Source organism: Providencia sp. PROV268, assembly GCF_028477805.1.
Classification (GTDB): Bacteria; Pseudomonadota; Gammaproteobacteria; order Enterobacterales; family Enterobacteriaceae; genus Providencia; species Providencia stuartii.
Genome location: NZ_JAMPLW010000002.1, coordinates 266,781 through 287,214, shown reverse-complemented (window position 1 = coordinate 287,214; position 20,434 = coordinate 266,781). Strand labels below are relative to the sequence as shown.

The window sequence follows — 20,434 nt, the reverse complement described above, 5'->3', positions numbered from 1 at the left end:
AATAGAGAATAATAATTTATTCATATTTGGTTGAAGCGACAAAAACATGATAATCCCAGTCAAATAGATAAACTAATCAAAACAAGGGGAAAAGCAACAGGCAAATAAATGCCTGTTACTGATATGTACTCAAAATAATTCACATTTTATCTAAATAACAAACGGAATAGCTTTTACCACTATCAAGAGTAATAAAACTCATTAAGCCATTACATTCTTAATAAATAATAAAATAACTTTAAGTATAATGTGAAAAATTATAGGTAATTTAAGGCGTAAGTTGCTTGAGAAATAATACTACCTGTTTCTACCTTATTACCATTTGCTTCAACGCGTGCGCTAAATGTTAATTTATTCGCACCATTCACCAATGGCATTTCAACGCTGGTATCCCCAACTTTCATGACTGCACCGTCTGCGTTAATTAGGCGAACGCCAACACCTTTCGATGTTCCCGTGTTAGCCAATAAATCCTTTTTCGTGGTATCTGGAGTACCAGAGAATGTCACTTTCACTTTACTGACCGCAGGGAAAAGCACTTTGTCGTCTGCACCCGTCACCGCAGCCAGATCACAATTCTCTAATGCAATAGTGTACTGAACGCTTTGGCTAAATTTATTGCCCGTTTCTAATACTTTATTCGCGACTTGACCTAAATCGACATTAACTGTTCCATCGCCAGGTAAACTGCACGGTGCATTAATGACTTTACCTGTAAAGTTAATGACACCACTTCCTTGGTCAATAGCTGCATTTGCAACTCCAGTAGCACATGAAGCAACAATAGTTGTAGCTAATATGGTTTTAACAAATTTCATTTCATTTTCCTATTTAAGACAAAAGACTAACGTACATAAACTCCCTAACGATAAAAATCGTTAGGCAGAAATTTATTATTATGTTGTGGCTGAGGAAGGCTATGAAGTAGTAATATGAAGTTTATAGATAATGATTAACTACCATATGATTCACAAGGTTATTTTTAATTTCATTGTCATTTATTAATTCAACACGACCTTCTATTGAAAAGATTTCATCGTTAAAAAAACAGATCAAATCGGTTTCAAGTGCTTTAGCCAAACTAAGAAGATTATCTAATGTAATATTACATTCACCCCTTTCATAGCGTGAAACTTGCTGTTGACTGATACCAACTAATCCAGCAAGTTCAGCACCTGAAAGCCCTAATTCTTTTCTTCTTTTGCGAATTTCTTTACCAACGATCTGGTTTACATTTTTCATTTATTAAGACCCGACCTAATTTAAAATAGTCAATAATGACATGGATAAAGCAATAAAAGCTCATTTGTTTATTATTATTATTTTAATTTATCCCTACTTAAGAAATAGAGATAATCGTAAAGGTCTAATTTGGAGTGATTATAGAACGCATTGCTCGAAAGTAAAACTGTTTGTAACGATCGATACGATCAATCAAATTAGACAAAACCTATCAAAAACATCTATTAAAAAAAAGAATAATGCCTCAATAAACCTATTCATATTTTATTATGTTTTTATTATCCTCCCCAAATAATAAATCTATTTTAAACGGATGATATTTAACATTAATTCATTTTACCCCCCACCGTTGTAAACATAGAAAAGAATAGAATATTAATAACGAATTAAGAGTATTAACCAACTATACTCAATAATGCTTTTTTATTGTTGAAATATAAGAATAATTTATAAAATATATTCAAAAATTCAAATTTAATCATTCTTTTTAGATTCTAATTATTTTACCATCGCCAGTGGTTTATTTATTTTATCTTATGTGAACAAGTAAAAAATTTAGTAGCAAAATCATACTCGGTATAGGAGTATAAAATATGTTAAACATCCGCTTTATTGCTCTTATTTGCATTTTAACTTCCTTTAGTAGGGGTTAGGTGGTTTTCAATCGTTACATTTGATACAAAGTAAACTTATTAGTAGTTTTTACTAATACCCTCTCTTGTGAAAAAATATATAACCCCTTATAATCAACAACATATAGTTTTTACTAAGTGTAACAAAGTAATATTGAATGTTTCTATTTGCTGTAATAGCTATATTTGGCTGACGTTAAATAGCACAAAAAGACTATTCGTTATCAACCATCAATAAGCTCAAAAAACGTTAATCCTGAGTTTATTAGATAGTTTGACTTAAAACCTAAAAATTGATAGAGAGAATAGAGAGATATAAAACAATCTATTCTTAAGCTAGCACTAATGCTAACGTTCTTTGAAATATTTTTTTATCGATGCCTTTACAGATAAAGCAACAAAAAATCCAATAGCTTTGGCCGTCTTATAGAGTGAAATACTATGCTTCTAAATAAGATTGGAGTAAAAATTGGCTGATCATTTTTCACTATCATGGAAAATAAATCGCTATTTTGTGCGGAAGCCATTTAATAACCATTGGTTATCGAATAAGAGAATATCTCATTATACCTAGCTCAAATTATATGGTGTTATCTACTCATCGTAAGAGAGGAGATACCCTATGTCGACACCAATTCGAGTCGCCACCGTACAATTCCAACATAAAGCCTCTGATAAGGCTTATAACCTAAAACAGATCCATGCATTTATCGATCAGGCCGCATCTCAAGATGTGCAAATACTTGTGCTGCCAGAAATGTGCATTACAGGTTATTGGCACGTGCCTAAGCTGCCTAGCGAAGCTGTCTATCAGCTCAGTGAAACTTTACATGATAGCCCATCATTAACGCCTATCCGCCAACGTGCAAAAGAGCTTAATATGATCATTGGCGTGGGGTTAATTGAAAAAGGCTTAGATGATAAATGCTATAATACTTGGGTTGCTTGTATGCCTGATGGCACGTATCACGCCCATCGGAAATTACATGCCTTTGAGCATCCAAGTATTCATTCAGGCGATAGCTACACTGTGTTTGATACGCCGTGGGGAGTGAAAGCAGGAATCTTAATATGTTGGGATAATAATTTAGTCGAGAACCCACGAGCAACCGCATTAATGGGAGCTGATATTATTTTAGCACCACACCAAACGGGGGGAACTCATTCCCGTAGCCCATACAGCATGAAGCCAATTCCTCTTCCTTTATGGGAGAACCGAGAAAAAGATCCTGAAGCATTACGAGAAGCCTTTCAAGGGGAGCATGGTCGTGGCTGGTTAATGCGTTGGTTACCTGCTCGCGCCCATGATAATGGCGTCTTTTACATTTTCAGTAATGGCGTTGGTTTAGATGACGATGAAGTCCGTACAGGTAATGCCATGATCATCGACCCATATGGTCGTATTATCAACGAAAGCGATGCTATTGATAATGATATGGTGATCGCCGAGCTAGACTTAAGCTTACTTCCAATGTCAACTGGTCGCCGCTGGATGTCAGGCCGTCGCCCTGAGTTGTATAATATTTTGACGAAAACAATGGGTTATGAGCGTGATGCGCGAAGTGTGCGATTTGCTGATAAGCCTGTCGCAATTTCAAAATAACAGCAGCACATTTCCTTAAATGGATAATATACTTGTAGAGACGCTATTCAGGGTCTCTACAAGTTAACATGACTGATAAATTTACTGATGAGGCGTAATGGATACCCGATTATTACGTGCTTTTGTTGTTTTAGCTGACACGGCAAACTACCATACGGCTGCATCCCAATTGTGTATCACCCAACCCGCACTAACGAAGCAGATTAAACTGTTAGAGCAACAGCTCTCAATAACGTTATTTGAACGAGGTCGACATGGTGCACAACTGACTGAAAATGGTCGTAAGCTGCTCCCTTTTGCGCAACAAGTATTATCTCAAGCTGAGCTACTTTTGAACCGAGCAAGCGAATTGAGTACCCAATTCCCGAAATCTATTCATGTTGGATTTGGCATATCAACGTTCCAAGAAGCCTCTTTTTTCGTTGCGCGTTTGCGAGAACATTTAAAACAGACAACGATTTACTTTGATGATATGCCGTCAGATATCATGTCGCAAAAATTAGAAAATCACCAATTACAGGTTGCATTTTTACGCCGTCCTGAAATTGCATTTTCTACAGATTTTACAGTGCACCCGTTAAAACAAGAGACCTTGGCTCTCGCCATTTCGACATCACAACTCAGTGATGCCCCCGTGAAACAGCTATTAATAAAGCACCCTTATTTATCGCTGCGTAAAGAAAGAGGTAGCGGACTATCACATCAAATCGAACGGTTCCTGAGCCAACAGGGGATCTCATTAGAGCCGGTACAAGAGGCTAGCGATATTCAAACCATCATCGCACTGGTTGCCGCTGGTGTGGGAGTCAGTTTAGTTCCTTATAGTTCAAGGCATATTAGCCGCCACGATGTGGCTTTTATCCCCATTGAAGACAGCCCATCGGCTATGTGGAATATTGATGTAGTTTGGTCATTAGCACTGCCTAAGCCTTGGCAAAATACCATTATGACACTACTTAAAGAAACTATGCTTCGTTTCAATCATAGCCCGAGTCTAAAATAATACTATTTAGTGATTGCTATGGTCATGTCAGGCTTCTTAATCGTAATTCCATAAAGGAAAGCGCATTCGCTTTCCTTTATTATTCGTCGCTATGCTTACCTATCAACCACAATATTTTTATTGACGATATTATCACTGCGGTTCCCCACCATCTGAGCGAACTTTTCGATAGGATCTGTTTTTAGTGCATACAATCTTTTTAATGCCAATGGGTTATCCCCTAAGCGTACTTTGCCTTGTATAGTCGTTACAGCAAGGTGCATTCCTGCTTGTTTTGCTGCGTTCATTGCCGTTTGGTTAAAACCACCAAATGGATAGGCTAAATAACGTTGCTCACGGGTAAATGGTTGTAAAGCATGCATAGAGCGTTGGAAATCTAAGAAAATAGTATGCTCTTTGCGACTAAAAATAACAGGGTTTTTACGAGCATCTAGCTTATGTAAGAAATGCGTGTGTGACTGAATATTAAACACATCTTGGCTACTTTTAATTTCCTGCTTACTCATAAATTGTAAACCATCTGCCGACCACTTTTGCGGCACACTTTTAATACGCGAAGAAATAACGAACAATGTGGCCTGTTGATGGTTATTTTTTAAAATTGGATACGCGTAGCGATAAACCGATTTCAAGCCATCATCAAACGTCAACACCACCGATTTAGCAGGCAAATTAACCGATTTATCTAAATATCCCTCAAGATCAGATAATGACAGTGTTTGGTAACCCGCCTGCTTCAAGTAATCCATTTGGGCACGAAATGCCTCGACAGAAGTGGTCGTCGATGTATGCTGAAATTTTTTATTCTCACTTTCTTTGAGTAAGTGATGATAAGTGAGAACCGGTATCCCTTTGTCTATCTCAACCTCATCTGATTTGATATACCCTAAGCGGTCACCTAAGCGAATGGTTAACCAAGCTGTTTTTTCACCATTTTTTTCTGTTTTGATCATCCGATCCAACACGGGATAACGCAAATTACCAAATAGCATCGCGATTGGCTGGCTGTTTGCTTTTGCTGAGCGATAGACTAATGTGTTTTGTGTCGTGATCAGATAATTGTAGATAGGGTTATTTAAGTCATTTAACCTATCGTCTTCCGGTTTTAAGCGTGGTTTTAAAGGTGATACTTCTTCTGTGTTCACATAAGCATAATCATTACCAAACTGCATAGGTCGATAATCACCAGCAGGCTCATACATATAGAAACCATGTTCAGAATAAAGCTCGGCGACGGCTTTCATTTCCCCAGCAATAGGCGCAAAAATCGTCTCATTCTGTTTAATCTGCATGAGTGTTGGCGGGGTATCAGCCAATTGCCAATCTTCTGTACTTTGTGGCGGTGTTAGAGCAAATGATTTTGGGATCAATAAAAAAATGAAAATAACAAATAATATCCACGACTGATTACGCATACTCTACCCATAATAACGACCAGAGAAAAAAACCGGCTTATTCTAAACCGACTCAATAGCTATTATCCCTATACTTTACAAAAAATAATTTATCTAAATAAGATGATGACGAGAGATAACACACTCAGTGTATTCTCGTCATTGTCTCAATTCGTATAACGAATAACCAATTTTTAGTGGCGGGGGCGGTAGTGGTGGGTCGTATTCGCTATGTTGATATAGCCCTTTCATTCAGGGCTATACCACAAATTTAATCATATTTAACGATAGAAAATCGCCTTTTCAGCCGCTTTCACATCAAGCGATTGCTGCCAATTCACTAACGTCAAATGGGCAAGTTCCGCGAGTCCGACATAGAAAGGAAAATGGGCATCTGCCTGCATTTTATTAAGATAGTGCACACCCCAAGGCAATATGTGTTGAGCCAACAGTTCATTGAGTTTGGCAGGGTTATTTTCTGCCACCCATGCGACCATCATTAATAATAAGCCAAAGTGATCTTCTGGTTCATTTTGCGTTAAACAAATATCAATCTGGTTATGTTGCATCCACTCGCGTAGTTGCAATGTTGATTCACCAAAAATCACATTCTCTTTATCGAGCCAAACAGATCCCCAAGGTGGTGCTGGTAACGCATATGGGCCTATAAATAGCCGCTGATATGCGTCATCCAATGTTTCATTATCTGTCTGTATTATTGCCATTTTATCGGCGATCGCCTGCTTTTGCTCCTCAGAGCCATACGGCCACTCTTCCGCCCATTGTGGCGTTGATAGCAATGCGATAATGTCTTGGATATCATTCGGTGCATAATAAAAGGCAGCACCGAGTACACGTGCTGTCAAAGAGATAGAATTTAAAGTTTGTTCACTCATGGTGTATTTTATTCGCTTATTATTCGATACTTAACGGCTGTTTGCCTTGATTTAACCACAAATAGTTTAAAAGGCTTAGCAGTAAATCACTAAGCCTTCTTCTCAGTTTAATTAACCGCCATACCAACGGTCATATGTAGGCCGTAAAAAACACCACGCCCCACGATTTCACCTGCGAGCACGAATAAAAAACCGATCCCCATATTAATCACAGAAGGGTTACGTTTTGCCACTAATGGCATTATCCAACAACCTAACCCCATTGCGATGGCAACGATTTTAATATCCATGAGTATTCCATAATCTGGCACTAGGTCGACCGCTTTTTGTACGGGTGTTTCTATACTTGCCAAATCAAAGCCTTGGGTGATTGCCACACATACACTGACGAGTAATGCAACCACACTCAATGCAGGAATACGGCGAATACATTGCAAATCAAACCCAGCGATACGTAACAACAGTGCAGCTAAGATTGGGCCACCAAGGAATGCCGTTAAGACAAAATTTAGGGTGGTATAGCTGTTATTCCAAGTTGGAACAGTATCAATCAGGTAAACGCGAGATGTTGCAACAATAAAGACTGCTGCCATGACCATCACGACTAATAGCCATAATTTGCCGAGTGCCGCTGGCATTTTATTAAGCACCGCCAGAAGCCAGTAAAAACCGCCCAAGGCAAAAAACAGCGCCCCACTCGCTACCTCATTACTCAGTGATGATGCCCCTAAGCGATTAAATGAGTTGAAAGCGCGTAACGGTGTTCCCATATGTGTCGTGGATAATAGGAAGCCTATCCCCATCAATAGCCACAAACCAAACATGCTGTAATGCACTTTACGGTTAAGCTCTGTTGACAGTTTTCCACTGAGTATCACCGCTGCCATAAAAATAAAAGCACCCGCCACGCTTTGGCCTATCACCGTGAAAAACATCAATGGCCATTCATGAATTCCCGATCCCATATTATACCTCCTCCGGGTTAGCCAGATGCCCAGTGGTATCTCCGACAGGACGGCTATTGGCATTCAATTTTAAGACAATATTTGGATGCGTATATTTTGCCGATGGCAATGGCGCGATTTCCGCTAAAGTCCCATATTTTTCACGTAGCTCTTCAATAGGCGCCATATCCAGTGCTCGTAATGGACAAGACTCAACGCAGATAGGTTTTTTACCTTCTGCCACTCGCTCATAACAGCCATCGCATTTTGTCATATGCCCCTTCACTTCATCAAATTGTGGAGCACCGTAAGGGCACGCCATACTACAGTAACGGCAACCGATACACACCTCTTCATCGACGACAACAAAGCCATCTTCACGTTTATGCATCGCGCCACTTGGGCATACTTTAGTACAAGCAGGATCATCACAGTGGTTACAAGATATTGACAGATAATAGGCAAAGATATTCTGCCCAAATACACCATCCTGCTCGGTCCAATCTCCTCCTGCATATTCATAGATGCGGCGGAAGTTAACTTCCGGAGATAAGTTTTTAAAGTCTTTGCATGCTAGCTCACAGGTTTTGCAGCCAGTGCAACGACTTGAGTCGATATAAAAACCATATTGCGTTGACATAACTGACATCCTTAAGCTTTAACAACTTCAACAAGATTAGAATGTGATGGATTCCCTTTCGCCAAAGGCGATGGGCGTTGGGTGGTTAACACGTTAATACTTCCAGCGTGATCCACACGGTTACCATCTGGGTCATACCAAGCCCCCTCACCCAAACCAACGACACCCGGAACAATACGTGGTGTGACTTTCACTTTCACACGTACCTCGCCTCGGTCATTAAAAACGCGGACTAAATCACCATGCTTAAGATCCCGTTTTGCGGCATCTTGTGGGTTGATCCACAACTCTTGTGGGCAGGCGGCTTTCAGAACATCCACGTTGCCATAAGTAGAGTGAGTACGTGATTTATAGTGGAAACCTGTTAACTGTAATGGGTACTTATCCATAAGTGGGTCGCCATATTGCTCAAAACCCGGTGAATAAACAGGTAATGGGTGGATCACATCTCCCTCGTCTAGCTCCCACGTTTTTTGCAATTCAGCTAATTGGGAAGAGTAGATCTCAATTTTACCTGACGGTGTCGTCAGTGGGTTCGCAACAGGGTCTTCACGGAAGTTACGATAGGCAACATGATGGCCTTTCGGATCCCGTTTTTTGAAAATACCTTGTGCGCGGAACTCTTCAAATGTTGGTAATTCAGGCAATGCTTCGCGAGATTGTTCGTATAAATGACGTAACCACTCCTCTTGGGTTCGATTCTCGGTGAACTGCTCACCAACGCCCATACGCTTAGCAATTTCGCTCGTCATTTCATAGATATTGCGACTTTCAAAACGAGGTTTAATCGCCTGATCAGCAAAAATAACGTAAGACATGTTGCCCGCCGAGGCATCCATACAGAAATCCATCTGCTCCGATGCGGTACAATCAGGCAGCAAGATATCCGCATATTTTGCTGAGGCTGTCATGTGGTTATCAATCACCACAATCATTTCGCATTTAGATTCATCCTGTAAAATTTCATGAGTGCGGTTAATCTCTGAATGCTGATTCACTAAGCAGTTTCCTGCGTAGTTCCACACCATCTTAATCGGCACATCAAGCTTATCTTTACCACGGACGCCATCGCGGGTCGCTGTCATCTCAGAGCCACGTAATATGGCATCGGTCCACATAAACATTGAGATGCTGGTTTTGACTGGATTGGTTAAGGTCGGCATACGAACAAAGGGAATGCTGTACGACCCTTCCCGAGCACCAGTATTGCCACCATTAATCCCGATATTACCGGTTAAAATAGCGAGCATGGCGATCGCACGAGAGGCTAATTCGCCGTTAGAGCGACGTTGAGGCCCCCAACCTTGAACGATATAAGCAGGCTTCGCCATGCCGATCTCGCGGGCGAGTTTCACGATACGTGCAGCAGGGATACCTGTAATAGGAGCTGCCCATTCAGGCGTTTTTGCTTGTCCATCGGGGCCGTCACCTAAAATATAGGCTTTATAATGTGCATTTTTCGGGGCCCCAGCAGGCATTGTCGTTTCGTCGTAGCCCACACAGTACTTATCAAGGAATGGCTGATCGACTAAGTTTTCTTTGATCATCACATAGGCAAGCGCACTCACTAACGCCGCGTCTGTTCCCGGTCGAATCGGGATCCATTCATCCTCGCGTCCAGCGCCTGTATCGGTATAGCGGGGATCGATAATGATCATTTTTGCATTCGATTTTTCGCGAGCTTGTTCAACATAATAGGTTACCCCGCCGCCGCTCATACGCGTCTCACTCGGGTTGTTGCCAAACATCACGACCAATTTGGAATTTTCAATATCAGAAGGACTATTACCATCAGCCCAGCCGCCATAGGTATAGTTCAGCCCTGCGGCAATTTGCGCGGTACTATAGTCACCATAGTGATTTAAATAACCGCCACAGCAATTCATCAAACGAGCAATTAATGTTGCACCCGGTGGCCATGATTTTGTCATCGTGCCACCTAACGTACCTGTACCGTAGTTTAGGTAAATAGATTCGTTACCGTAGTCATTGATTAAGCGCTTCATGTTGTTAGCGATAACATCAAAAGCCTCATCCCAACTAATACGTTTGAATTTTCCTTCACCACGTTTACCAACACGCATCATGGGGTAGCGTAGGCGGTCTGGGTTATACACGCGACGTCGCATTGAGCGTCCACGTAAGCAAGCACGTACTTGATGCAGTTCTTCATATACATCATTACCCGTGTTATCGGTTTCGACGTATTTAATTTCACCATCAACGACGTGCATACGTAATGGGCAACGGCTTCCACAGTTTACAGTACATGCACTCCAAACTACTTTCTCTTCTCCGGTGGGCGTCGCTGTTTTTTGCTCTGCGGCAGCGGAGGCGCTGAAAGGCAGAGAGAACCCTCCAGCCGCTGCTGCCAAACCCGTGATAGTTCCGGCCTTAACAAAGCCACGACGGGTAAGAGGAGCAAAAACGGATGCTTTCTCTTTTATATTTGCCATACATAACTCACTCAATTAATTTGCTTTAAATGTTAAAAAGTAAACTTCCAACAAAACGGAATAAAATATATTTAAGGTGTGTACTGCCAGTAATAGACACGATTAATCACATGGGTGAAAAATAAGATTTTGATAATTTAATGATAACAACCGATCAAATTAAGAGATTGTTTTACATCAATAAACAGACTAATAACTCACGTTATTAACCAAACTAACCTATTGAAAATATAAATAATTTATAACATTACCGATATGTACAGCAGTATATACTGATGAATTTTTATGATAAATTGATAGATGAAATCAGAATTAAATATCGATAGCTTTATTTATCAAATAATATTTTTAGTGAATTATACCTAAAAACAAAACCTCTATATTAAGTTAAAGAATAATTAACAAAAAAAATTAAACTAATAATGTTAATAAAAATGCCGATTATTCATATTTATCATGATAAAATACATAATATAAACTTTATCAATAAACAATAAACTAAAATGATAATTATTAGTATTTATTTGAGTTTTCGATAAACCAACTCTATTTGGCTGATGGTACATTGAATGCAAAATTCTAAAAAATCATTTATTTCAATATATTATGATATTTTTCGTATGCAGATTAGCTGTTTCAATAAAATAAAAAATTAAATGGCAATATCGAAACAGAACAGTGAATATTCAATAACTCCTCTCCTATCATCGATAATACATTTATTTTTTTAATCTAAATACGTTACTTTTTATATTTAAAATGACGTCTAATATGATATTTTTACGCATATTCTTAGCATAAAATTATTTTTATTTACGAGTATTCCGAATAAAGATAAAGCGCATGTAACAAATAAGCTAAAAAGTAAAAAAACTCATATAAAACACTCAGTTAGTTAAAACATTTAGTGTTGTTAGTTATCTAAAAATGACATGAAAAACAGGATATTGATCTCAATATTTAATTTACATTACCGTCAAATATTGACTCGCTAAGTAAATACCGCTATTTGTTGAATTATTGTTAACTAATATTGCGGTGGTGATAAATTGGAAATATCTCAAGATAATGTAAAAAGAACGGATGCAACGCTAGATGCCAATGCAAGATCAAAATGCATTCGAGGAATTGTTGGAGCAGCTTCTGGTAACCTAGTGGAATGGTTTGATTTCTATATCTACGCTGTTTTTGCTGCCTATTTTACTAAAGCGCTTACTCCGCAAAATATGGATCCACTGACGCAATCTATCTATGTCTGGGGGGTGTTTGCTGCAAGTTTCTTTATGCGTCCAATTGGTAGTTGGCTATTTGGTCGGATTGCTGATCGCCATGGCCGAAAGCGTTCGATGGTCGCATCCATTTATTTAATGGGGTTTAGTTCTTTCTTGTTTGCCGCCTTGCCAACTTATGAGCAAGTCGGGATGTTTGCACCATTGTTATTGCTACTCGTGCGCTTGTTGCAAGGCTTATCTGTCGGTGGCGAATATGGTGCCGTCGCAACCTATATGAGTGAACTCGGCCTTAAAGGACAACGGGGCTTTTTTGCTTCATTCCAATATGTCACATTATCCGGAGGGCAGTTATTAGCAAGCTTGCTCAGTGTTATTTTATTAGCGTTTCTCACTGAACAACAGCTACAGGATGGTGCTTGGCGTATTCCTTTTGTCATTGGGGGGATTGCAGCGATAGTCTCATTAATTGCTCGAAAACGCCTTGATGAAACCTTAAGTAATGAAGCATCAGAAGCAAAAGAGTCAGGTTCTTTAATCGCTCTTCTAAAACAGCATTGGAAATCTTTCTTTTTAGTCGTTGGTTATACTGCCGCAGGCTCTCTCTGCTTTTATATTATAACCGTTTACTCAAAGACCTATCTCACAAACATCGGTATTGATAGCAAAGTGGTTGGTTACATTATGACCGTATCACTCTTTGTGTTCATGCTGTCTCAACCTGTGTTCGGCATTATTTCTGATAAAATTGGCCGCCGAGCAGCAATGATTACCTTCACGCTATCCATGCTGCTATTTATCTACCCAGTGATGGTGATTGGCATGCGTTATTTTGCTCAGTCTCCTATCATTATCGCCTTATTACTGATTTTCTTAATGATGCTGTTAAGTTTTTACACTTCTATTAGTGGGCTAGTAAAAGCTGAAATGTTCCCACCTCATTTACGAGCGTTAGGTGTTGGGGTCTCATATGCGATAGGGAATGCTATTTTTGGCGGCTCGGCTCCCTCTGTTGCACTACAATTTAAAGCCAGCGGCGCAGAAAACGCCTTTTTTATCTATGTCATGGTTGTATTGTGTATCTGCTTATTTTGCTGCTTCCAGCTGCCTAAAGAGCCTGAGTATTTAAATGACCGCCATTAATTAACTTATACAATCAAAAGACCCCCAATCATTGGGGGTCGCTTCAAATCCTTGACGTTTTTTACCTAAATCCATTACTGCCCTGGTAATGGCACTAAATCACTTTCAATATAACGTCTGACCAAGGTGGCTAATGCAACCAGTGAATCAACGTGCGTTCTTTCCCAACCATGTGAGCTATCCAGTGCAAAACAAGCCAATGCCACGCGGATATCCCACCCTGCATCGACGGCAGCGGCACTGTCTGAGCGGTAGTGCTTAAAGGTATCTCTCACATGAGGAATATCATACTGTTGGCACAGCTTAAGTAGGTGGCGTGTGATAGCTAAATCAAATGGACCTGTTCTATCACGAAATGCCAATGTTAACGCATCATCCCGCGTTGTTTGATCGGGAGCCGACACCGAGTTATCAATGGCTAACAGTTCTTGTACTTCAGCACCAAAGCCATGCGTTCCCCCAATACCGACTTCCTCTGAAATGGTAAACATGATTTGGCAAGCCACTTCAGGCAGTACTTTATCATCCACCAGCGATTTCAATGCAGCTAATAACACTGCACAGCCCGCTTTATCATCAAGATGGCGAGAGACGATAAAACCATTATCAATAAACTCAGGCTGTGCATCGACTGCAACCATATCCCCTACATTAAAGCCATGTGCTAATAAATCAGCATGGTTATAACAAGGTGCATCAAGGCGGATTTCAAGGTTATCCCAATCGGCAATCTGGGTATCCACTTCAGTATTAAAACGGTGCCCCGATGCTTTTAACGGCAGAATAGTTCCCCGATATTGGTTGTTGTCACAAAATACTGTGACTCTCGCTCCTTCAGCGAAACGTGCGGCCCATGTTCCCGTGTTACGTAGTGCCAATCGCCCATTCGGCTTTAATTGTGTCACCATTGCACCAAGAGTATCTAAGTGTGCCGCTAGTGCCCTTTTGGGCTCACCATTGCCTAACGTAATATGTAGCACACCTCGGCGGGTGTATTGCGGTTGAAAACCTAATTCTGCGAGCCATTGATGAGTCTGCGCTACGGCATTCTCTGTCATACCTACAGGGCTAGGCGTTTGTAATAGCGTCTTTAATACAGATTTAAGATAATCTTGATCAATCATGTCATTACCTGTCTTCACTTAAAAATCGTTCTTGTAAGGTTGCTTGCAAGGCCAGCATGGCTTGTTCCGCATACGCCATATGCGCTTCCATAATCGCTTTCACTCTAGGAGCATCTTTACGGCGCATGGCGTCAATAAGTTGATATTGATAGTCAATCCCTTGTCGACGGTCGACAGGTTCAGGCTTTAAGTAGATGTCTTTGCAAATCGCCAAATCCTTAAGCAACCGTTGAAGAAAATGACAGATAAACACTAAAAGTACGTTATCAGAGTAGCTCGCAACAACAGCGTGAAAATCCAATTCGGCCATCCGCTGCTGCCAACGTTCGGCTTCATCAACTGGCTCATGATCATAAATCGCTATCGTGTCATACAGTTTTTGAAAACCTTCATTATCCATATTGTCGATAGCGCTAACTGCCACCACAGGCTCTAATAATTTACGTAAGGTATAAATGTCTTTTATCGAAATATTCCGTGTAAACAAATAATTAGACAGTAAACTCATCGCTCGCGCTTCTGTCATAGAATCAATAAATGCACCGCCACCAGGCCCCGTTTTCGTTTTTATCAACCCTTGGACTTCTAGCGATTTTAAAGCTTCTCGAACGGTGCTTTTACTGGCGCTATAACGCTCTATCAGATCTTTCTCTTGTGGCAGTCGATCACCTGGCATTAAATTATCCGCCATGATCGATTCTTTAATCGCATTCACAATTTCATCCGTGCGTTTAATTCGTCCTGTTTCTGTCATCGGCTGTTTCTCTGTGTTCATATTTTTCTTCCGGCCGTCGTCTGTTGTTCTATTTTTCATCTCCACACTCGCCTTTTACTCAAAAGAGAGCCTTGGCGCGCTGGTCAATAAATTCTGGGTATAACTCTGTTCAGGGGCAGCAAATAAACGATGAGTTTCCTGACATTCTAGCAAATCACCTAAATAGAGCACGGCCACTCTGTCAGCAATTGATTCAACGACGGCTAAATCATGACTTATAAATAAGTAAGATAACGAAAATTGTGTTTTTAGCTCTTGTAGCAACAACAACACTTGCGCCTGTACCGAAACGTCCAATGCGCTAACAGGCTCATCGAGAACGAGGATCTGTGCATCGGCTGCCAATGCTCGTGCAATCGCTAAACGTTGAGCTTGCCCACCCGAAAACTCATGTGGATAGCATGCCAGCGCATCCAATGGCATACTTACGGCCTCGAGTAACTCATGTAATCTATGGGTTTGTTCAGATTTATTCATCTGCTTAAGGTACTTTAAAGGTACGGATAAGGTTTCTCCGATCGTTTTACGTGGGTTCAATGATGCAACAGGATCTTGGAAAACATATTGGATAGCTTGACCGAAGGCTCGTGCTCCTTGTTTTTGCCACTGAGAACGGTTTTTTCCCAATATGCGGATCTCCCCTGATGTTTCCTGCTCCAATCCAACTAAAATACGGGCAAGAGTACTTTTCCCCGAACCGCTTTCCCCAACGATCGCCAATGTTTCACCTTCATAAAGATCTATTGAGATGTTTTTTAGGGCTTTAACTTCTCTACTTGTTGGATGAAAAAGGTTAGGTGGGCGACCAAACGTTTTTACCAATTGATTGACTTCAATGACCTTATTCATGACACCTCCTGCACCGCGTCTGGCTTAGCGCTATAAATATCTGCAACATGGGTAAGAAATGCTTTTCCTTCCCCCAGTTTTGGCACACTGGCAATCAAGCGACGTGTATAAGGGTGCTGTGGCTGATGAAGTACCGTTTGTGTTGCGCCCGTTTCTACAATTTGGCCTTGCTGCATCACCGCCACCCGATCACAAATTTGGTTAATCACCGCAAAGTCATGGGTAATAAAAAGTAGCGCAACCCCTCTTTCACGACGTAACTTATTGAGTAATTCTAAAATGCGCGCCTGTACAGTGACATCCAGTGCCGTTGTCGGCTCATCGGCAATAATTAACACAGGATCATTCGCAAGAGCCATGGCAATCCCAACACGTTGGCGTTGCCCTCCAGAAAGTTGATGGGGATAAGCGTGATAACTCTCTTTTGCTGATGGAATACCAACACTCTCAAGTAACTCAATCGCCTTATTCTTCGCTTGTTGATCGGAAAGGGATTGGTGAGCGGTGATCGCCTCTTGTAATTGTGCACCTATCGAAAACTGTGGATGCAGTGTCGTCAACGGATCTTGAAAAATATAAGAGACTCTAGCGCCACGGCGTTGCTGTAACGCCGATAGAGATAATGACAACATCTCTTCTTCATTAACATAGATCCCACCACCGGTGATCACCGCTGGCGGGGAAGCTAATAGCCCCATAATGGACAGTGCTGTAACACTTTTACCAGAGCCACTTTCCCCTATCAGCCCTAAACACTCACCACGCGCCACTGAAAAACTGATATTTTTAACCGTTGGGCGCAATAGAGGCCCTTGACGAAAACCAACACACAGTGACTTCACTTCTAACACCGCCTTGCTGCCTTCCGTACGTGCTGGAATATCAATACGTGCGGTTTCTGTCACTGGTTGCGAGCGATGCAAAGCCCCTGATTTGAGTCTTGGATCAAGTAAATCGCGAATGCCATCACCTAATAAATTAAAGCTAATGACGATAAGAAAAATCATAATGCCGGGCACTAATGCAACATGGGGCGCCACGAACATCTGTGCTCTACCTTGCCCTAGCATTGATCCTAAGTCGGCATTCGGCGGCTGTGTTCCTAACCCTAAAAACGACAACCCCGCCGTTTCCAAAATCATCCACCCTATCGTGGTTGACATAGTCACGACAATAATAGGCAATACATTCGGTAAAACTTCCGTTAATAGAACTTGAATATGGTTTTTACCTGATAACCTTGCCGCCTGAATAAAATCACGATCGCGCAAGCCTACTGTTAGCCCTCGAATATTACGTGCAAAGAAGGGGATATTAACCAAAGCTATCGCGTATAACGCATTAAGTAAGCCCGGCCCAAGTACAGCGACAATCGCCAATGCCAGTAAAATATAAGGAAAAGCCATTAACATATCGATGCAACGCATCAATAGGGTATCAGTTCGCTGCCCAACATAGCCGGCAATTAAGCCAATTAGCGTACCTAATACGGCTGCAATTAACGTCGCAGAGATCCCCACAAGCAGTGATACCCGTGTTCCCCATAATAACCGTGACAAAATATCACGCCCAAGATGGTCGGTTCCCAACACATGACCCGAAGAAAAAACAGGTAATAATCGATTAATGAGATCCGTTTTATCGGGATCAGGCAGTGGCAGCCAAGGTGCTAGTAATGCTGACAACATGATGACCAATAAGATCGCTAGCCCTAATGCAGCTAAACGATTGGTCATTAACAAAGACCAAGCCGATTGGCGATAACGTGGCTGGATAACCGGTGTAGTAATTTGGCTCATGATTTTAACCTCGGATCCAAAAGTGCCTGCATCAAATCAGCAAACAAATTAATAAATACATAGGCTGCTGCTGCAATTAAAACACCGCCCTGCACTAAAAAGAGATCACGTGTCGCAACCGCTTTGACCAACATGGCACCTAGCCCCGGCCACTGGAATACGGTTTCGATATAGACAGCACCGCCTAGAACAAAACCAGCCTGAATCCCAATAACGGGGATCACTGACACGAGCGCCATACGAAAAGCATGACGAAAAATAACTTTGCGTTCGCTAAGTCCTTTTGCTCGAGCAGTACGAATAAAATCTAAGCGCAAGACCTCTAACATCGCAGTACGAGTTAATCGAGCAATGACCCCTGTCGCGACTAAAGAGAGCGTCACTGCTGGCAGAACAAGATGGTGCAATAAGTCGCCGAACCCACCGCCTTGCCAAATCGAATACATCCCTGACGCAGGAAACCATTGCAGTTGTACCGCAAACAGCATGATCATCAATAGGCCGATCCAAAACGATGGCATCGAAATGCCCAGTAACACGGCTAGCGTGATCATTTTGTCACTCCAGCTAAACTGACGGATCGCCGAAATAATGCCTGCCAGCAACCCTAAAACAGAGCTGAGCAACAGCGCACTGCCCCCAAGAATTAAGGTGGCTGAAAAACGTTCTAATACCTCGTCAGTGACAGGACGATTGAGCACGAATGAGCGCCCAAAATCCCCCTGCAATAAATTACTTATCCAAATAAAGTATTGTTGATATAGCGGCTTATCTAAACCAAGTTCCTGTTTTACCCGCGCCACATTCTCTGGTGTTGCCCATGGCCCGAGCAGTGCTTGAGCGGGGTCACCAGGGATCAACGCCATGATGAAAAATACGATAAGCGTGAGCCCAATTAAAATGGGTATCGTCGCTAAAATTCGTTTAACACAATATAGCCACATAGGTTCTTCCCCAGTAAATCTTCCCGTCGTAACCGTTTTAATGCCGAGTAAAGGCTCGCTACTTTGTTATGCCGTGAAATTAAGCCAATTGATCCGTTAATCTTTATGAACGTCTTTAAGCAATAAATTAAAATTTGGCTGTAATTTAAAATTACTGATCCGCGCACTGGCGACCGCATTTTGCTTCCAATTTGCCACAAACAGCCATGGCGCATCTTGGTGAACTCTCTTTTGTACCTGCCGATAAAGCCGTGCCCTCTCAGCCATATCGTTTGTTACTCTTGCCTTATCTAATAAGCTATCGAGTTGTTTATTCGCGTAATAGCCAGAATTAAATCCCCCTTTCTCTGGCCATGATCCAGAGTGCAGCGTCAAAAAGGGTAAGGTGTCAGGATCGTTCGTCATCCATGCCATTTCCGCCATATGTGCTTGTTTAAGCCCTGAATTCACCTTTGATAAATAGGTATTCCACTCAAAAGTCTGTATTTCAACTGACAGCCCAACGGCCTTTAGGTCGGCCTGAATCGCTGTCGCCATCGGGATCGGATCCAACATGCCAGATCCTCCCTCTGTGACATAAAAAATAATTTTTTGCCCTTCTGCTCCCGCCCCGCCGCTTTAATCAATTCACGCGCTTTTTGAGGATCGTAAGGGTAAGCCTCCGTTTCAGGATCAAACGCCCAATCGAAAGCTGAAGGGATTGGCCCCTGTGCAACATCTGCGGAGCCTTGAAGGATATATTTAACGATATTCTGTTTGTTGACTGCGTAATTCACGGCTTGCCTGACACGCACATCGTCAAATGGTGGACGTGATGCATTCAACATGCCATACCAAACATGCGGGCCTGTTGCTTGATACAAGTGAAAACGTTTATCAGAGGCAAACAGTGGTACATTATCCGCGGGCACTTCAACCATCGCATCAATCCCTCCCGACAGCATTTCAGCCACGCGAGTATTAGCGTCAGTTATTGGGCGAAAAACCACATATTGCAGTGACGGTCGCCCTCCCCAGTACTGATCATTGGCTTCCACAACAACACGCTGATTCGCCGTCCACTCGGTAAATTTAAAAGGCCCTGTCCCACTTGGATGGCGACCAAAATTTTTATCGTATTGTTTAACGGCGGTTGGCGAGACAATCAAACCTGCGGGGGTTGCAAGATTGGATAAAAAAGGAGCAAACGGCTCTTTTAACCGGAAGATCACCGTGGCGTTATCGGGCGTTTCAATGTTGTCGATAACAGAAAAGAAAAATGATAAAGGAAAAGGCCCTGTATGATAGTAAGGATGCTCACGATTAAGCATACGTTCGAACGTAAACTTAACCGCTTGTGCATCTAATGGTGATCCATCATGAAAGCGAACCCCTTTGCGTAAATGAAATGTGTAAGTCAGTCCATCCTCACTCACATTCCATGATTCGGCCAGTGCAGGCTCAAGCTTTAATGAGCCATCAGAATTGCGCACCAACCCCTCATAAATATTCACCAAGATCCGTGAATCATTGGCAGCCGTCGCCACCTGAGGATCTAATGATTGCGGTTCAGCCACTTGCCCTAATAACAATACATGGCTGTTTTCATCGCCCCATAGCGGAAATGAAAAAGCGAAGAGAAGTGAAACTGTGGCTACCCATCTGCGTAAACACATGCCCATATTTGTTCTCCCTGGTGTGGTGACGATGCTGTGATATGTGTCAATTTTGTTAAAATTATTCTCTTTTTCTTTATTTATGATGATAAATTAACTTTCTCGC

Annotated in this window: 16 protein-coding genes and 1 pseudogene; 4 read left to right on the top strand and 13 right to left on the bottom strand. The window is 41.7% G+C overall.

What is annotated here, in order from left to right:
• Positions 1-257: 257 nt before the first annotated feature.
• Positions 258-818: a fimbrial protein gene (locus PR699_RS03245; protein WP_004917353.1), complete on the bottom strand. Its 561-nt coding sequence runs from the start codon at positions 816-818 to the stop codon at positions 258-260.
• Positions 819-939: 121 nt separating this feature from the next.
• Positions 940-1,242 carry a helix-turn-helix domain-containing protein gene (locus tag PR699_RS03240; protein ID WP_004917356.1) on the bottom strand — a complete coding sequence of 101 codons (303 nt, stop codon included), beginning with the start codon at positions 1,240-1,242 and terminating at the stop codon, positions 940-942.
• A gap of 1,254 nt (positions 1,243-2,496) precedes the next feature.
• On the opposite strand from PR699_RS03240, the gene PR699_RS03235 reads away from it, so the two are divergent.
• Positions 2,497-3,477 (top strand): nitrilase family protein, encoded by a 981-nt coding sequence (locus tag PR699_RS03235; protein WP_004917359.1) that lies wholly within the window; start codon positions 2,497-2,499, stop codon positions 3,475-3,477.
• A gap of 97 nt (positions 3,478-3,574) precedes the next feature.
• Positions 3,575-4,480: a LysR family transcriptional regulator gene (locus PR699_RS03230; RefSeq protein WP_076914565.1), complete on the top strand. Its 906-nt coding sequence runs from the start codon at positions 3,575-3,577 to the stop codon at positions 4,478-4,480.
• Positions 4,481-4,575: 95 nt separating this feature from the next.
• Here the strand turns inward: PR699_RS03230 and PR699_RS03225 are convergent, their stop codons facing one another.
• From PR699_RS03225 to dmsA, 5 genes are all read right to left on the bottom strand, one after another.
• Entirely contained in the window at positions 4,576-5,895 is a 1,320-nt protein-coding gene (locus PR699_RS03225) for a polysaccharide deacetylase family protein (RefSeq protein WP_004917363.1), read from the bottom strand.
• 260 nt (positions 5,896-6,155) lie between these two features.
• The gene (gene dmsD, locus PR699_RS03220; protein WP_004917365.1) at positions 6,156-6,770 is read right to left on the bottom strand and encodes a Tat proofreading chaperone DmsD; all 615 of its coding nucleotides are present in this window, start codon (positions 6,768-6,770) and stop codon (positions 6,156-6,158) included.
• A 107-nt stretch (positions 6,771-6,877) separates the two neighbouring features.
• Positions 6,878-7,735 carry a DmsC/YnfH family molybdoenzyme membrane anchor subunit gene (locus PR699_RS03215; RefSeq protein WP_014657405.1) on the bottom strand — a complete coding sequence of 286 codons (858 nt, stop codon included), beginning with the start codon at positions 7,733-7,735 and terminating at the stop codon, positions 6,878-6,880.
• Position 7,736: 1 nt separating this feature from the next.
• A complete protein-coding gene (locus PR699_RS03210; RefSeq protein ID WP_014657404.1) occupies positions 7,737-8,354 on the bottom strand; it encodes a DMSO/selenate family reductase complex B subunit in 618 nt (205 codons plus the stop codon).
• Positions 8,355-8,365: 11 nt separating this feature from the next.
• Positions 8,366-10,810: a dimethylsulfoxide reductase subunit A gene (gene dmsA / locus PR699_RS03205; RefSeq protein ID WP_014657403.1), complete on the bottom strand. Its 2,445-nt coding sequence runs from the start codon at positions 10,808-10,810 to the stop codon at positions 8,366-8,368.
• 1,049 nt (positions 10,811-11,859) lie between these two features.
• On the opposite strand from dmsA, the gene PR699_RS03200 reads away from it, so the two are divergent.
• Positions 11,860-13,182 (top strand): MFS transporter, encoded by a 1,323-nt coding sequence (locus tag PR699_RS03200; protein ID WP_004917375.1) that lies wholly within the window; start codon positions 11,860-11,862, stop codon positions 13,180-13,182.
• A gap of 74 nt (positions 13,183-13,256) precedes the next feature.
• Here PR699_RS03200 and PR699_RS03195 read toward each other — a convergent pair whose 3' ends face one another.
• The 5 genes from PR699_RS03195 to PR699_RS03175 are packed head-to-tail and all read right to left on the bottom strand — an operon-like array spanning position 13,257 to position 18,673.
• Positions 13,257-14,306, bottom strand: coding sequence for an osmoprotectant NAGGN system M42 family peptidase (locus PR699_RS03195; RefSeq protein ID WP_014657402.1), 1,050 nt, complete (start codon positions 14,304-14,306; stop codon positions 13,257-13,259).
• Positions 14,307-14,310: 4 nt separating this feature from the next.
• Positions 14,311-15,081, bottom strand: a complete 771-nt coding sequence (locus PR699_RS03190; protein ID WP_041705166.1) for a FadR/GntR family transcriptional regulator — start codon at positions 15,079-15,081, stop codon at positions 14,311-14,313.
• A 54-nt stretch (positions 15,082-15,135) separates the two neighbouring features.
• A complete protein-coding gene (locus PR699_RS03185; RefSeq protein WP_004917382.1) occupies positions 15,136-15,930 on the bottom strand; it encodes an ABC transporter ATP-binding protein in 795 nt (264 codons plus the stop codon).
• The gene (locus tag PR699_RS03180; RefSeq protein ID WP_004917383.1) at positions 15,927-17,729 is read right to left on the bottom strand and encodes a dipeptide/oligopeptide/nickel ABC transporter permease/ATP-binding protein; all 1,803 of its coding nucleotides are present in this window, start codon (positions 17,727-17,729) and stop codon (positions 15,927-15,929) included. Before PR699_RS03180 ends, PR699_RS03185 begins: the two co-directional genes overlap by 4 nt.
• Positions 17,726-18,673, bottom strand: coding sequence for an ABC transporter permease (locus PR699_RS03175; protein ID WP_014657400.1), 948 nt, complete (start codon positions 18,671-18,673; stop codon positions 17,726-17,728). Before PR699_RS03175 ends, PR699_RS03180 begins: the two co-directional genes overlap by 4 nt.
• Here PR699_RS03175 and PR699_RS03170 point away from each other — a divergent pair.
• A complete protein-coding gene (locus tag PR699_RS03170) occupies positions 18,594-18,773 on the top strand; it encodes a hypothetical protein (RefSeq protein ID WP_180977813.1) in 180 nt (59 codons plus the stop codon). The genes PR699_RS03175 and PR699_RS03170 overlap by 80 nt on opposite strands.
• On the opposite strand, the pseudogene PR699_RS03165 reads toward PR699_RS03170, so the two are convergent.
• Positions 18,770-20,334, bottom strand: a pseudogene (locus tag PR699_RS03165) (ABC transporter substrate-binding protein). The gene PR699_RS03170 and the pseudogene PR699_RS03165 overlap by 4 nt on opposite strands.
• Positions 20,335-20,434: the final 100 nt, after the last annotated feature.